Source organism: Streptomyces sp. MS191, from assembly GCF_008042125.1.
Taxonomy (GTDB): Bacteria; Actinomycetota; Actinomycetes; order Streptomycetales; family Streptomycetaceae; genus Streptomyces.
Genome location: NZ_RDBI01000068.1, coordinates 53,472 through 67,694, shown reverse-complemented (window position 1 = coordinate 67,694; position 14,223 = coordinate 53,472). Strand labels below are relative to the sequence as shown.

Below are 14,223 nucleotides of genomic sequence, written 5' to 3'. Positions count from 1 at the left end.
CCCCGACCCTCCGCGGAGACTCCCGTGACTCTCGCACCACCCCACGGTCTGCACGACGGCTTCGCCGGCGACGTCGCCCAGCTCTGCTCGGACCTCCTGCGCATCGACTCGACCAACGCCGGGGACGAATCCGGACCCGGCGAGCGACAGGCCGCCGAGTACGTCGCGGAAGCCCTCGACCAGGCCGGCGTCACCGCCACCCTGACCGAGCCCCGGCCCCGCCGTACGAGCGTGCTCGCGCGGATCACCGGCCAGGACCCGAACCTGCCCCCGCTTCTCGTGCACGGGCACCTCGACACCGTGCCCGCCGAACCCGGCGACTGGACCCGACACCCCCTCTCCGGCGACCTCCACCACAGCTGTCTGTGGGGACGCGGAGCGGTGGACATGAAGGGGACCCTCGCCATGACCCTCTCCCTCGTCCGCGCCTGGGCGCGCACCGGACACCGCCCCCGTCGCGACCTCGTCCTCGCGTTCTTGGCGGACGAGGAAGCGACCGGCGCCTACGGATCCCGCCACGTCGTCACCGCGCACAGGGAGCACTTCGCCGGGGTGGAGGAAGCGATCAGCGAGTCGGGCGGATTCTCGATCACCGCACGCCCGAGGTACGCCGGTACGGACGCACGCGTCTACCCCGTCGCCGTGGGGGAGCGCGGCACCGCCTGGATGCGGCTCACCGCCCGGGGCACCGCCGGCCACGGATCGGGTCCGGGACAGGACAACGCCGTCGCCGAACTCGTCCACGCCCTCGCGCGGCTCACCACCCACCCGTGGCCCACCGCGGTCCCGCCCGCGGTCGGCACCCTGCTGGACACCCTCGACCGCATCCTGGGGACACGCATCGACCGCACCCGACTGGAGGACGAGGCGGCACGCCTCGGACAGCTGGGCGAACTCTTCGACTGCACCGTGCGCAACACGGCCAATCCCACCGTGCTCCACGCCGGCCACAAGGTGAACGTCATCCCCTCCCGCGCCCTGGCGGAGGTGGACGGCAGGTTCCTTCCCGGCGCACGAGTCACCTTCCTGGAGACCGTCGACCGGCTCCTCGGCCCCAAGGTGTCGCGGGAGTTCATCAACTGCGAGGACGCCGTCTCGGCCGACCACGAAGGACCGGCCTTCGCCGCCATGGCCGACGCCCTCCGCAGCCAGGACCCGCACGCGCATCCCGTGCCCTTCGTCCAGTCCGGCGGTACCGACGCCAAGGCCTTCGCGAAGATCGGGATCAGCACCTACGGGTTCTCACCCCTCCTGCTCGACCCTCACCTGCACTACTTCGGCATGTTCCACGGAGTGGACGAACGCGTGCCCCTGACCGGTCTCCACTTCGGAGTCCGCGTCCTCCACCGCTTCCTGACCACCTACTGAACGCGATTCTCGAAGGGGAAACACCGTGCACCCTCCACAGCACCTGTGGCCCGTCACCACCACCAGCGGCCCCGAAGGCATGAAGATCGGCGGCATGCTCCTGAGCGACCTCGCCGAGGAGTTCGGCACCCCCGCCTTCATCCTGGACGAAGAGGACTTCCGCGGGCGGTGCCGGTCCTGGCGTGACGCCTTCGGCGGCCACGACGTCTACTACGCCGGCAAGGCGTTTCTTTGCCGTCAGGTGGCCACCTGGCTCAAGGAGGAGGGCCTGGGCATCGACGTGTGCTCCGCCGGGGAGCTGCGCACGGCCCAGCGCGCGGGCGTACCGGGGGCCTCCCTGATCTTCCACGGCAACAACAAATCGGCGGCCGAACTCTCCGAGGCCGTCGCCTACGGAGTCTCGCTCGTCATCGTCGACTCCGAGGACGAGATAGCACGGCTCTCGGCCATCGCCATGCTCCACGGTGTACGCCAGCAGGTCCTCATCCGGGTGACGCCGGGCGTGGAGGCACACACGCACGCATCCATCACCACCGGCACCGACGACCAGAAGTTCGGCTTCCCGCTGTCCACCGGAAGCGCCCACCGCGCGATCTCCCAGGTCCTGAGGGCGCCCGGGCTCGAGCTCGTGGGCCTGCACAGCCACCTCGGCTCGCAGATCCTGCGCCCGGACGTCTTCGAACTCGCCGCCGACCGGCTCGTCGGCCTCATGGCGGACACCTCGCGCACCCACGGAGTCCTGCTGCGCCGACTCGACCTGGGAGGAGGCCTGGGCATCGCCTACCTACCCGGCGAGAAGCCCCTGGACGTACGAGACCTCGCCCCGGTCGTCATCGACCGGGTGCAGAAGGCGTGCGCCGAAGCGGGCCTCCCCATGCCACGGCTGGCCGTCGAGCCGGGCCGAGCGATCGCGGGCCCCACCACGGTGACCCTCTACACCGTCGGCACGATCAAACGCCACCCCGGTCTGCGCACCTGGGTGTCCGTGGACGGCGGTCTGAGCGACAACATGCGTCCCGCCCTGTACGACGCCTCCTACACGGCGGTCCGCGCGGGTCGTGCCATGGCGGGAACCGCCGAGGAAACCGTCACGGTCTGCGGCCGGCACTGCGAGTCCGGGGACATCATCGTGGACTCCACCCCCCTCCCGGCGGACCTCGCGATCGGTGACCTGCTGGCCGTTCCCGCGTCCGGCGCCTACCACCGGTCCATGGCGAACAACTACAACTGCCAGCCCCGCCCGCCCGTCATCGCCGTCCGCGACAGCACCGCACGCGTCATCGTCCGGCGGGAGACCCTCGACGACGTCCTACGGCTCGACGTCGAGTGAGCGCGCCTCCGCCGGACGGATCGCGACGGCGCCCCGACCGGTCGAGAAGGAACGCGCACCGCCCACCCGAGCACCACCCCTGCCCCTCATCTCCCCTCACCCGAGGTGAGCGGACGACGCACCCGCGTGAAAACGAAGGGAAACGCATGCCGCACCAGGAAGAAGTTCAGGCCGCACTGCGCGAGGCCACGAGGGAGGGCGTCCTCGGAGAGAGTCACCCCGTCGCCGGCTTCATCGACATCCAGGGCGTACGCGACAGCGTCACCGCACTCCAGGACGCCTTCGCCCAGGTGCCGGACGTCCTGCACGCCTTCGCCGCCAAGGCCTGCCCGCTCCTGCCGGTCCTGCGGCTCCTGGCGGACGCCGGTATGGGCTGCGAAGTGGCGAGCCCCGGTGAGACCCGCCTGGCCCTGGCCGCGGGATTCCCACCCGAGCGCATCGTCCTCGACTCGCCGGTCAAGACCCGGGCGGAGATCCGTGAGGCGCTCACGCTGGGGATCGCGCTGAACGCGGACAACCTCGCCGAGCTCGATCGCATCGACGCCCTGCGCCCCGCCGACTCCCGGTCCGTCATCGGTCTGCGCGTCAACCCGCAGGTCGGGGTCGGCGTCATCGCGGCCATGAGCACGGCCACGCCCCACTCCAAGTTCGGGGTCGCCCTGGACGACCCAGGGGCCCGCGCACGTGTACGCGAAGCCTTCCTGCAGCGCCCGTGGCTCACTCGCCTCCACGCCCACGTCGGCTCGCAGGGCTGCCCCCTCCCGCTGATCGCGGAAGGACTCGCTGCCCTGCACGGACTCGCGGAGGAGATCAACGAGTTCGTCGGCAGACGCCAGATCACCAGCCTGGACCTGGGCGGAGGCCTGCCGGTCAACTTCGCCGACGACACGACCGCGCCCACCTTCGAGGACTACGTCAAGGTCCTCACCGACATCCGGCCGGCCCTGTTCGACGGCAGCTACCAGCTGGTCACCGAGTTCGGCCGGTCGCTGCTCGCCAAGAACGGCTTCACCGCGGCGGTGGTCGAGTACGTCAAGAGCGCGGGCGGCCGGCGCATCGCGCTCACCCACGCCGGAGCGCAGGTCGCCACCCGTACCGTGTTCATGCCCGACGCCTGGCCCGTACGCCTCACGGGTCACACCTCGGACGGCACCCTCAAGTCGACTCCCGTGGTGCCCCAGGACGTCGCCGGTCCGCTGTGCTTCGCGGGGGACGTGGTGGCGCACGAGCGCCTGCTGCCCGCACTCTCGGAAGGCGACCTCGTGGTGCTGCACGACACCGGGGCCTACTACTTCTCGGCGCCGTGGGCGTACAACAGCCTGCCGCGACCGGGAGTGTACGGAGTCCTCCACCAGGCCGGTGACACCGTGCTCGTTCCCGTACGAACACCTCAGTCGCTGGACGACCTGGTGGAGGAGAGCGGCGGGTGCCACGCGGACGCGCTGATCACGCCGTAAGTCCGGGAACACCGGTGCGGGTCCGCGACCGTACCGGCGCCCCTCTCTCGTCGCGGGAGCCCGGTCGCGTCAGGTGAGGCCGGCGTCGCGGGCCAGGAGCGCGGCCTGGACGCGGTTGGTGACGTCCAGAGCCGTCAGGATGCGGCTGACGTGGGCCTTCACCGTGCTCTCGCGCATTCCCAGGGAGGCGGCTACGTCGGCGTTGGTGTCTCCTTGCGCGAGCAGGGCCAGGACGTCGCGTTCGCGGGGTGTGAGCCGGTCCAGACGCGCACGGGCGCCGGCGGCCTGGGGAAGTCCCGACCGGTGGTAGCGGTCGATGATGCGGCGGGCGGCAGTGGGGTGGAGCATCGCGGAACCGGTCGCGACCAGATGGACGGCGCGCAGGATCTCGGCCGGATCCGTGTCCTTGAGCAGGAACCCGTCGGCTCCGGCGGCCAGGGCGTTGTAGACGTATTCGTCGAGGTCGAAGGTGGTCAGGGTGATGACCTTCGGCGGGTGGGGCAGGGCGCGCAGGTGGGCGATGGCCGTGATGCCGTCCATGCGGGGCATCCGGACGTCGACGAGGGCCACGTCGACGCGGTGCGCGGTGGCCAGCTCGACCGCGTGGAGACCGTCGGAGGCCTGAGCGACGACGTCGATGTTCTCGTCGCCCTCCAGGAGGTCTGCCAGGCCGAGGCGGACCAGGGCGTCGTCGTCGGCGATCATCACGCGGATCATGGGCGGGAGCCGTTCTGTGCCGTGGGTGCCGGTCGGGGGATGCGCGCAGCGAGCCGCCAGGAGCCAACTCCGTGAGGCCCTGCGTGGAGGTCCCCACCCAGGGTGCGAACGCGCTCGGCCAGACCCACCAGTCCGAAACCGGAGGGGGTGCCGTGCCCGGCTCTTTCGCCGGCGCCGTTGATGATCTCCACCACGGTGGCGGGCCCTCCGTAGTCCAGCCGGATGCGCACGGGTGCGCCGGCTGCGTGCTTGCGGGCGTTCGTCAGGCCTTCCTGGACGAGGCGGTAGAGAGCCAGCCGGTGCGAGGCCGGTGCCTGCTCGGCTCCGCCGCTGACCTGCAGTTCGACCTGCTGGCCTGCCTCCCGGGCCTGCTCGACGAGCTCATGGACGTCGCGCAGGACGGGGGAAGGAGGGGAGTCGGCGGTGGTGTGGCCGCGCTCATGCAGAGCCCCCAGGACATCGCGCAGGTCCGCCAGGGCTTCAGTGGACGCCGTACGCAGCAGAGTGAGGCGCTCGGCGACCGGGGGAGGCAGGGTCGAGGCCCGCGTGGACAGGACCCCGGTGTGGAGGGCGATGAGGCTCAGACGGTGGGCGAGCACGTCGTGCATCTCGGCGGCGATGCGCGAGCGTTCCGCCACCCGCGCCGTCTCCTCCCGGAGCTCCCGCTCGATGCGCAGATGTTCGACCTGGGCGTTCAGCGCCCTGACCAGACGGCGGCGGTTGCCCATCCACAGCCCGCCGACCACGGCCAGGAGCATGAAGAGGACAGGGCCGTACTGCTGGGGGCGCCACAGGGAGATCGTCTCCGGTGCCACCGAGTTGACGGCCAGTACGACGGCACAGCTGCCCACGGCCATCGCGATGCGGCGGCACGCGGCCAGGTCGAACAGGGCGACGAGGAGCAGCGACAGCATCGGCCACCCCCACAGCCCCGTTGCCACCACCGCGGTGAGCGGGGCCGCGAACCACGGAAGCCGGGGACCTGCCAGCAAGGCCGCGCCGCTCACCACCGCGACCGCGGTGCGAGGCGTCAGGTACTGGCCGTCGGCGGTCACCGCACCGTTGAGAACGGCCGTCGCGGTCGCCAGGACCACCACGCCCCGGCGGGGATAGGCGCTCCAATCGGAAGGGAGTGTCCAGCTTGCTTTCACGCTCAGAATTCTAGAATCGGGCTCCATGGAAGGACTCCGACCATCGTCCCGCTTCACCCCCTACTTTCGTAGGGGTAGCCGGGCGCACATCGGAGGATCTCAAGGCCCAGAACCATTTCTAGCGTTTAGTCCATGGAAAAGTGGACCACTTCGCATGAACGTGTCATCGCGCAGCGCCATGCCGAGCGATGGATGTTTCTCCTCGAAGCCGCTCGCGACATCCGCAGGACCGGCGCCCTCGCACCCAGCAGCCCCTCCCTGGCCCGCGCCCTGACCGACCCCGTGCGGGCCCGGGGGGACCGGCCCCTGGACCTCCTGGAGGCGGGGGCGGGGACGCGCCGAGGCCGACCTGCTCGTGCTCGCCCACGGAGCGCTGACCGCCCTGGAGAAGGAGGGGCACCTCCTGGCGGGCACGGCGCGCCCGCTGTGGATCTCCCAGGTCGTCGCCGCCGTGCCGGAGGGGTCACCCGTTCCGGCGCTCGACACGGAAGCCGACCCGAAGACCCTGCGGACGGAGCTGGACCGGATCCGTCGCGAACAGGTCTTCGTCAGCGACCGGCAGCTCTCGGAGAGCACGGTCGCGGTGGCGGCGCCCGTGCGGATCGGCCGGAACGGTCCCGTCAGCGCCTCGTTGGGGATCGTGATCACGGCACGGAGCGCGGACCGGGCGCGCGGGCTGCGTGAACCGCTGCTGCGGGCCGCGTACGGGATCTCCGACGAGCTCGGCCGGCGTACCCACCCCGCCGACTGAGATCCGCGCGGGCTTCCACCTGACGGAAACGCCGGAGACCGGCCGCGGCCCCGGGTGTCACCGTTCGACGTGTTCGGAACGTTCACCGTTGATCAGGAGATGCCATGGCCGACGTCGTCGTCGACACCGTTGCCCCGGTCCCCGTCGCCGTCGTCGGCGCGGGCCCGGCCGGTCTGATGCTGGCTCACCTGCTGGGGCGCGCCGGAGTCGAGACGATCGTGGTCGACACCCGCACCCGGCACGAGATCGAGACGACACAGCGGGCGGGCATCCTGGAGGCCGACGCGGCCCGGGACCTGGTCGAGACCGGCGTCTCCGACCGGATCCTGCGCGAGGGCCACGAGCACGAGGGCACCGAGCTCCGGTTCGGCGGCCGGCCGCACCGGATCCACTTCAAGGAGCTGGTCGGCGAGTCGGTGTGGCTCTACCCGCAGACCGACGTGTTCGTCGATCTGGCCGACGCGCGGGACCGCGACGGCGGCAGGGTCCACTTCGGCGTGACGGACACCGAGGTCCTCGACGTCACCGGCGGTGCTCCGCGGGTCCGGTACACCGCGGCCGACGGGTCCCGGCACGAGATCCGTGCCCGGTACGTGGTCGGGGCGGACGGGTCGCGCAGCATGTGCCGCAACCTGGTCCCCGAGGACCGGCGGGTGCGGTACGGCAAGGAGTACCCGTTCGCCTGGTTCGGCGTCATGGCCGAGGCACCGGCGAGCGCACCCGAGCTGGTCTACGCCCACTCCGAGCACGGCTTCGCGCTGATCAGCCGGCGGACCGAGACCGTCCAGCGGATGTACTTCCAGTGCTCCCCCGACGAGCCCGTCGACGCCTGGTCGGACGACCGGATCTGGGAGGCGCTCCAGGCCCGGGTGGCCGGGGAGGACGGCTTCCGCCTCAAGGAGGGCCCGATCCTGGAGAAGAGCGTGCTTCGGTTCCGCTCGTTCGTGCAGGAGCCGATGCGCTGGGGCTCGCTGGTGCTCGCCGGAGACGCCGCGCACACCGTGCCGCCGACCGGCGCACGCGGGCTCAACCTCGCGCTGCACGACGTGAAGGTGCTGGCCGACGTCCTGCTGCGGGCGCTCGGCCCCGCGGGCGACGCCGCGCTGGACGAGTACCAGCCGCGCGCGCTGCAGCGGATCTGGCGGGCGCAGAACTTCTCCCACTGGATGACCCAGCTGCTGCACACGGCGCCCGGCGGCTCGCCGTTCGACCTGCGGCGCCAACTCGGCGAACTGGACAACGTGGTGGGCACGCGCGCCGGCCGCACCTATCTCGCCGAGCAGTACACCGGCTGGCCCGTCCGCTCCCAGGGCTGACCCCGACGACCCCCAGGAGACACCCCATGATCATCGACTGTCACGGTCACTTCACCACGGCGCCGCCGCAGCTGGCGCGGTGGCGTGACCGGCAGGTGGCGGCGGTCGGCTCCCCCGCGGACGCGCCCGATCCCGACGACCTCGTCATCACCGACGACGACCTCCGCGAGGCGATCGAGGGCAACCAGCTGCGCCTCATGGACGAGCGGGGCAGCGACCTCACGATCTTCTCGCCGCGGGCCAGCTTCATGGCGCACCACATCGGCGACTTCCGGGTCTCCTCGACATGGGCGCGGATCTGCAACGACCTCGTCCACCGCGTCGGCACGCTCTACCCCGACCGCTTCGCGACGGGCGCGATGCTGCCGCAGTCGCCGGGCGCCGACCCATCCACCTGCCTGCCCGAGCTGCGGCGCGCGGTCGAGGAGCTCGGCGCGGTGACGGTCAACCTCAATCCCGATCCGTCGGGCGGCCGGTGGACCGCGCCGCCGCTGACGGACCGCAGCTGGTACCCGGTCTACGAGGCGCTGGTCGCGTACGACGTCCCCGCGATGATCCACGTCAGCACGTCGTGCAACCCGGCCTTCCACACCACCGGGGCCCACTACCTGAACGCGGACACCACGGCGTTCATGCAGCTGGTCCAGGGCGACCTGTTCGCCGACTTCCCGTCGCTGCGGTTCGTGATCCCGCACGGCGGTGGCGCGGTGCCCTACCACTGGGGCCGGTTCCGCGGCCTGGCGATGGCGCTGGGCCGGCCCGACCCCGAGACGCTGCTGGACAACGTCTTCTTCGACACCTGCGTGTACCACCAGCCCGGCATCGACCTGCTGACCCGGGTCGTGCCCAGCCGCTCCGTCCTGTTCGCCAGCGAGATGATCGGCGCCGTCCGCGACGTCGACCCGCGCACCGGACACCACTTCGACGACACGAGGCGGTACGTCGACGCCACCCCGAACCTCTCCGACGAGGAACGCGCCGCCGTCTACTCCGGCAACGCCCTGCGCGTCTACCCCCGACTCGCCGCCCGGCTCTCCGCCGCCGGCCACTGACCCAGGAGAACGCCCCATGGAACACGCCCGGATCGGTGTCGTCCACACCTCTATCACCCGCGCCGAGCCCGCGGACGTCGCCGCGCTGTCGGCGTTCGGCGTCGCGACCGTCCACGAGGCCATGGGCCGGGTGGGCCTGATGCGCCCCTACCTGCGCCCGGTCTACCCGGGGGCCCGGCTGTGCGGACCGGCGGTGACCGTGCTGCTGCAGCCCGGCGACAACTGGATGCTCCACGTCGCCGCCGAGCAGATCCGGGAGGGAGACGTGGTGGTCGCGGCCTGTACGACCGAGAGCGAGGACGGCTTCTTCGGCGAACTCCTCGCCACCTCGTTCCGCGCCCGCGGTGGTCGGGGCCTGGTCATCGACGGAGGCGTGCGGGACGTCGCCGACCTGGAGGAGATGGACTTCCCGGTCTTCTCCAGGGCGGTCAACGCCAAGGGCACGGTCAAGGCCACTCTCGGTTCGGTCAACGTCCCGGTGGTCTGTGCCAACGCCCTGGTCAGGCCCGGCGACGTCGTCGTGGCGGACCGCGACGGTGTCGTGGTGGTGCCGCGGGAGCGTGCCGCCGAGGTCGCCGAGGCGGCGGCCCGGCGCGAGGCGGGCGAGGAGGCCAAGCGGCTGCGGTTCCGCGCCGGCGAACTCGGCCTGGACATGTACGGCATGCGCGGCCCGCTGGCCGAGCTCGGCCTGCGGTACGAGGACTGACGATGACGACGAGTTCCGAGAAGACCCCCGGCTGGCTGGACTGGTACGCCGGCCCGAGCCGGCCGCGGCTCCGGGTGCCCGAGGGGGCCGTCGACGCGCACTGCCACGTCTTCGGCCCGGGAGCCGCCTTCCCGTTCGCGCCGGAACGGAAGTACACCCCGTGCGACGCGTCCAAGGACCGGCTCTTCGAGTTGCGCGACCACCTGGGCTTCACCCGCAACGTCGTGGTCCAGGCGACCTGCCACGGCGCCGACAACAGCGCCATGCTCGATGCCCTGCGGGCCTCGGGGGGCCTGGCCCGGGGCGTGGCGACGGTACGGCCCGGGGTCTCGGACGCCGAACTCGCGGAGCTGCACGAGGCGGGGGTGCGCGGGGTGCGGTTCAACTTCGTCAAGCGGCTCGTCGACGCGGCGCCGGAGCGGGAACTGCGGGACGTCGTCGAGCGGATCGCCCCCTACGGATGGCACGTCGTCGTCTACTTCGAGGCGGCCGACCTCGCCGGCCTGCGCGACTTCCTCCTGACGATCCCGGTTCCGCTGGTCGTCGATCACATGGGCCGGCCCGATGTCACCGGGGACCCGGACGGACCGGAGTTCGGGGCGTTCCTGGACTTCCTGCGGGCGCGGCCGGACGTCTGGTGCAAGGTGACCTGCCCCGAGCGGCTCACCGTGAGCGGCCCGCCCGCCCTCGACGGGGAGCGGCACGCCTACCGCGACGTCGTCCCGTTCGCCCGACGCGTCGTCGAGGAGTTCCCCGACCGGGTGCTGTGGGGCACCGACTGGCCGCACCCGAACCTCGTGTCCCACATGCCCGACGACGGGCTGCTCGTCGACTTCCTCCCGCACATCGCGCCGACGCCGGAGCTGCTGCGCAGGCTCCTCGTCGACAACCCGATGCGCCTGTACTGGCCGGACGCCGGCTGACCCGCCCCACGATCGGAGCCCGACCATGCCGCTCGACAAGACCTACAAACTGGTGCCGGGGACGACCGTCTTCGACGCCGAGCAGTCCGCCAGGGGCTACCACCTCAACCAGTTCTGCATGTCGCTGATGACGGCGGAGAACCGCGAGGCCTATCTCGCCGACGAACGCGCCTACCTGGACGCGTGGCCGCTGCGGGAGGAGCAGAAGCGGGCGCTGCTCGACCGCGACCTCAACGCCGCCGTGCGCGAGGGCGGCAACATCTACTTCCTCGCCAAGTGGGGCGCGACGCTGGGGTTCTCGTTCCAGCAGATGGCGGGTTCGATGACCGGGATGACCGAGGAGGAGTACCGCGCGATGATGGTCGGCGGCGGCCGCTCCGTCGAGGGCAACCGCATCGACCACGCCGTCCTGGAGGCGGCCTACGCCGATCCGGCGCCGCCGGCCGAGCACGCGACGATCACCGGCGCGGTCTTCACCTCCCACGTGCCGGCGATCGGCGCGGCGATGGACCACGGCAAGACCGGAGAGCCGTACTGGAGGCCGATATTCGAGGGGTACGAGTTCTCCAGGGAGTGGGAGAAGGAGAACCTCCCCGACGTGGTCTTCCTGGTCTACAACGACCACGCGTCCGCGTTCGACCTGTCGTTGATCCCGACGTTCGTGCTCGGTACCGGCGCGGCCTACGCCACCGCCGACGAGGGGTACGGGCCCCGTCCCGTCCCCGGCATCGAGGGCGACCCCGATCTGGCCGCGCACATCGCGCACTCGCTCATCAGGGACGACTTCGACCTCACGCTCGCCAACGAGATGACCGTCGACCACGGTCTGACCGTCCCGCTGTCGCTGCTGTTCGGCGACGTCGAGAAGTGGCCGTGCAGGGTGATCCCGTTCCACGTCAACGTGGTGCAGTACCCCGTGCCCTCGGGCGCCCGGTGCTTCCGCCTCGGTCAGGCGCTGCGCAGGGCGATCGAGTCGTACGCCCGACCGCTCAAGGTCCAGGTGTGGGGCACCGGTGGCATGAGCCACCAGCTGCAGGGTCCGCGCGCCGGCCTGATCAACCGGGAGTGGGACGGGGCCTTCCTCGACCGGCTGGTCGACGACCCGGCCGGCCTGTCGCGGGTCCCGCATCTGGAGTACGTCGAGGAGGCCGGCTCGGAAGGCATCGAGCTGGTCATGTGGCTGATCGCCCGCGGGGCGATGAGCGACGTCGACGGGTCCGGGCGGGTCGACGTCAAGCACCGCTTCTACCATGTGCCGGCGTCCAACACCGCCGTCGGCCATCTGATCCTGGAAAACCACCCCCGGGCCCAGGGGCCCGCCGAAGGAGCGAACTGACATGACCGACGACCGAACCCTCCGGGTGGCCCTGGCCGGCGGCGGCGCCTTCGGCGCCAAGCACGCGGCCGCGCTCCGGCGGATCGAGGGCGTCGAGGTGGCCGCCGTCGTGAGCGGCAGCCTCGAGAGCGCCCGGAAGTTCGCCGCGGAGCAGGGCGTCGGGCGCGCCGTGGCCTCCCTGGACGAGGTGCTGGCGATGGACGACGTCGACGCCGTCGTCCTGGCCACCCCGACCCCGCTGCACGCCGAGCAGACGCTGGCCTGTCTCGACGCCGGCAAGCACGTCCAGGTGGAGATCCCCCTGGCCGCCTCGCTCGGCGACGCCGAGGCCTGCCTGGCGGCCCAGCGTCGCACCGGGCTGGTGGCCATGGTGGGCCACACGCGGCGCTTCAACCCGAGTCACCAGTGGGTGCGGCGGCAGATCCGGGCCGGCGAGTACACCATCCAGCAGATGGACGTGCAGACCTACTTCTTCCGCCGCACGAACCTCAACGCGCTGGGGCAGCCGCGCTCGTGGACCGACCACCTCCTGTGGCACCACGCGGCGCACACCGTCGACCTGTTCGCGTACCAGACCGGCTCGCCGATCGTGCAGGCCAACGCCGTCCAGGGGCCGATCCATCCCGAGCTGGGCATCGCGATGGACATGTCGGTCCAGCTGCGGGCGGAGAACGGCGCCCTCTGCACACTGTCGCTGTCGTTCAACAACGACGGGCCGCTCGGCACGTTCTTCCGCTACATCGGCGACAACGGCACCTACCTCGCCCGCTACGACGACCTGGTCACCGGCAGGGACGAGAAGATCGACGTCAGCGGGGTCGACGTGTCGATGGACGGGATCGAGCTGCAGGACCGCGAGTTCGTGGCCGCCATCCGCGAGGGCCGTGAGCCGAACTCCTCCATCGCCCAGGTCATGTCCTGCTACCGGACGCTGGCGGCCCTGGAGGAGCAGCTGACCGCCGTCCCCGGGTCGTAGCTCCGTCGTGCCGGCCGGGTGCTCTCAGCGCCCGGCCGGCACCCCTTCCCCTTCGCCGCGCGGGAGCCGTTCGTCCGCGTCGGCGAGCAGGAGGAAGACCGGCGGGAGACCGAGCTCCAGCACGGTCAGCGCGATCTGGAACCCGTGCGGCAGGCCGTGCACGGCGAGCGAGAGGAGTCGGCCCACGCCGCCCAGCAGGAAGACACCGGCCAGCCATCGCACCGCCCGGGCCGGGATCGGACGCTGCCGCGCGGCCCAGAGCCACGCGAGGCCGTAGCCGGTGAAGGCGGCTCCCATGAACCGGCCCCAGCTGTCGACCGTCGCGCCGGCGGAACCGGCGCCGGGGATCGCCGCGTTGCCGAGTGCCACGTGGAGCAGGCCGATCGCCACGCAGCTCCAGCCCATCACCTGCGCGAGTGCGCGTAAGGCCCTGGCCATGTTCCCTCCCCGTGGTCGGACACACGTGGTTGACATGTGTCCACTCAAGGTGGCGTGCCAGTAGACGCATGTCAACTAAGATGCGCTCGTGCCTCCCCGCAAGCGACTCGCCCCTGCCGACCGCCGCGCCCAACTCCTCTCCGTCGGCGCGCGGTTCTTCGCCGCGCATCCCTACGCCGAGGTGCTGATGGAGGAGGTCGCCGAACAGGCGGGCGTCTCCAGGGCCCTGCTGTACCGTCACTTCCCCAGCAAGCAGGCCCTCTTCGCGGCCGTCTACCAGCAGGCGGCGGACCAGCTGCTCGCCGAGACGCGGCTCGACCCCGCGGACTCCCTGGTGGACCAGCTGACCCAGGGCATGGACGTCCATCTGGACTACTTCGTGGCCAACCGCCACGCCGTCCTCGCCGCGAACCGGGTCCTCGCGGGCGACCCCGTGATCCAGACGATCATGACGAACGAGCTGGACGCCCTCCGCGCGCGGCTGCTGGCCGTCCTGCCCCTCGCGGACGAGGGCACCCGTGAGGCCGTCTCGGGCGTCCTGAAGAGCTGGCTGGTCTTCGTCCAGGTCCTGACCGTCGACTGGCTCACCCACGAGACCTGCACCCGCACCCGGTTGCGCGACGTCTGCGTCGGCGCGGTCCTCGGCGCCCTGCGACCGCTGCTCGCCGAGGACCGCGCCGACGCAGACGTCGCGCAACCGGG

14 protein-coding genes and 1 pseudogene are annotated in these 14,223 nt (G+C 71.5%); 12 read left to right on the top strand and 3 right to left on the bottom strand.

Going from position 1 to position 14,223, the window contains the following annotated elements; all coding sequences use genetic code 11:
- The first annotated feature begins 48 nt into the window (after positions 1–48).
- The 3 genes from EAO71_RS32620 (at position 49) to EAO71_RS32610 (ending at position 4,155) form a co-directional block, all read left to right on the top strand.
- Entirely contained in the window at positions 49–1,368 is a 1,320-nt protein-coding gene (locus EAO71_RS32620; protein WP_147981439.1) for a M20/M25/M40 family metallo-hydrolase, read from the top strand.
- A gap of 25 nt (positions 1,369–1,393) precedes the next feature.
- Positions 1,394–2,698: a diaminopimelate decarboxylase gene (gene lysA, locus EAO71_RS32615; RefSeq protein WP_222723606.1), complete on the top strand. Its 1,305-nt coding sequence runs from the start codon at positions 1,394–1,396 to the stop codon at positions 2,696–2,698.
- Between the two features lie 146 nt (positions 2,699–2,844).
- Positions 2,845–4,155: a type III PLP-dependent enzyme domain-containing protein gene (locus EAO71_RS32610; protein WP_147981433.1), complete on the top strand. Its 1,311-nt coding sequence runs from the start codon at positions 2,845–2,847 to the stop codon at positions 4,153–4,155.
- Positions 4,156–4,224: 69 nt separating this feature from the next.
- On the opposite strand, the gene EAO71_RS32605 is transcribed toward EAO71_RS32610, so the two are convergent.
- Together EAO71_RS32605 and EAO71_RS32600 are read right to left on the bottom strand one after the other, a co-directional pair.
- On the bottom strand, positions 4,225–4,872 hold the full coding sequence (locus EAO71_RS32605) for a response regulator (RefSeq protein WP_147981432.1): 648 nt from the start codon (positions 4,870–4,872) through the stop codon (positions 4,225–4,227).
- Positions 4,869–6,023 (bottom strand): sensor histidine kinase, encoded by a 1,155-nt coding sequence (locus EAO71_RS32600; protein ID WP_261992456.1) that lies wholly within the window; start codon positions 6,021–6,023, stop codon positions 4,869–4,871. The genes EAO71_RS32605 and EAO71_RS32600 overlap by 4 nt, the downstream gene beginning before the upstream one ends.
- Before the next feature lie 132 nt (positions 6,024–6,155).
- On the opposite strand from EAO71_RS32600, the pseudogene EAO71_RS39355 reads away from it, so the two are divergent.
- The 8 genes and pseudogenes from EAO71_RS39355 to EAO71_RS32560 form a co-directional block, all read left to right on the top strand.
- Positions 6,156–6,359 (top strand): annotated as a pseudogene (locus EAO71_RS39355) (translation initiation factor IF-2); the annotation flags it as partial.
- Between the two features lie 19 nt (positions 6,360–6,378).
- A complete protein-coding gene (locus EAO71_RS37980; RefSeq protein WP_261992455.1) occupies positions 6,379–6,774 on the top strand; it encodes an IclR family transcriptional regulator domain-containing protein in 396 nt (131 codons plus the stop codon).
- Between the two features lie 104 nt (positions 6,775–6,878).
- On the top strand, positions 6,879–8,090 hold the full coding sequence (locus EAO71_RS32585; RefSeq protein ID WP_147981429.1) for a 4-hydroxybenzoate 3-monooxygenase: 1,212 nt from the start codon (positions 6,879–6,881) through the stop codon (positions 8,088–8,090).
- A 26-nt stretch (positions 8,091–8,116) separates the two neighbouring features.
- A complete protein-coding gene (locus EAO71_RS32580) occupies positions 8,117–9,142 on the top strand; it encodes an amidohydrolase family protein (RefSeq protein ID WP_147981428.1) in 1,026 nt (341 codons plus the stop codon).
- Between the two features lie 16 nt (positions 9,143–9,158).
- Positions 9,159–9,848 (top strand): 4-carboxy-4-hydroxy-2-oxoadipate aldolase/oxaloacetate decarboxylase, encoded by a 690-nt coding sequence (ligK, locus tag EAO71_RS32575; RefSeq protein ID WP_147981427.1) that lies wholly within the window; start codon positions 9,159–9,161, stop codon positions 9,846–9,848.
- A gap of 2 nt (positions 9,849–9,850) precedes the next feature.
- Positions 9,851–10,771, top strand: coding sequence for an amidohydrolase family protein (locus tag EAO71_RS32570; protein WP_147981426.1), 921 nt, complete (start codon positions 9,851–9,853; stop codon positions 10,769–10,771).
- Positions 10,772–10,796: 25 nt separating this feature from the next.
- Positions 10,797–12,107 (top strand): protocatechuate 4,5-dioxygenase subunit alpha, encoded by a 1,311-nt coding sequence (gene ligA, locus EAO71_RS32565; protein ID WP_147981425.1) that lies wholly within the window; start codon positions 10,797–10,799, stop codon positions 12,105–12,107.
- A gap of 1 nt (position 12,108) precedes the next feature.
- The gene (locus EAO71_RS32560) at positions 12,109–13,083 is read left to right on the top strand and encodes a Gfo/Idh/MocA family oxidoreductase (protein ID WP_147981424.1); all 975 of its coding nucleotides are present in this window, start codon (positions 12,109–12,111) and stop codon (positions 13,081–13,083) included.
- Positions 13,084–13,107: 24 nt separating this feature from the next.
- Here EAO71_RS32560 and EAO71_RS32555 read toward each other — a convergent pair whose 3' ends face one another.
- On the bottom strand, positions 13,108–13,521 hold the full coding sequence (locus EAO71_RS32555; RefSeq protein WP_147981423.1) for a DUF4345 domain-containing protein: 414 nt from the start codon (positions 13,519–13,521) through the stop codon (positions 13,108–13,110).
- 88 nt (positions 13,522–13,609) lie between these two features.
- On the opposite strand from EAO71_RS32555, the gene EAO71_RS32550 reads away from it, so the two are divergent.
- On the top strand, positions 13,610–14,223 hold a 614-nt coding region (locus tag EAO71_RS32550; protein WP_147981437.1), incomplete at its 3' end, for a TetR/AcrR family transcriptional regulator.

Coding starts and splice junctions, on each gene's coding strand:
- EAO71_RS32610 (WP_147981433.1), top strand. CDS start 2,845: ATGCCGCACCAGGAAGAAGTTCAGGCCGCACTGCGCGAGGCCACGAGG.
- EAO71_RS32605 (WP_147981432.1), bottom strand. CDS start 4,872: ATGATCCGCGTGATGATCGCCGACGACGACGCCCTGGTCCGCCTCGGC.
- EAO71_RS32585 (WP_147981429.1), top strand. CDS start 6,879: ATGGCCGACGTCGTCGTCGACACCGTTGCCCCGGTCCCCGTCGCCGTC.
- EAO71_RS32580 (WP_147981428.1), top strand. CDS start 8,117: ATGATCATCGACTGTCACGGTCACTTCACCACGGCGCCGCCGCAGCTG.
- ligK (WP_147981427.1), top strand. CDS start 9,159: ATGGAACACGCCCGGATCGGTGTCGTCCACACCTCTATCACCCGCGCC.
- EAO71_RS32570 (WP_147981426.1), top strand. CDS start 9,851: ATGACGACGAGTTCCGAGAAGACCCCCGGCTGGCTGGACTGGTACGCC.
- ligA (WP_147981425.1), top strand. CDS start 10,797: ATGCCGCTCGACAAGACCTACAAACTGGTGCCGGGGACGACCGTCTTC.
- EAO71_RS32560 (WP_147981424.1), top strand. CDS start 12,109: ATGACCGACGACCGAACCCTCCGGGTGGCCCTGGCCGGCGGCGGCGCC.
- EAO71_RS32555 (WP_147981423.1), bottom strand. CDS start 13,521: ATGGCCAGGGCCTTACGCGCACTCGCGCAGGTGATGGGCTGGAGCTGC.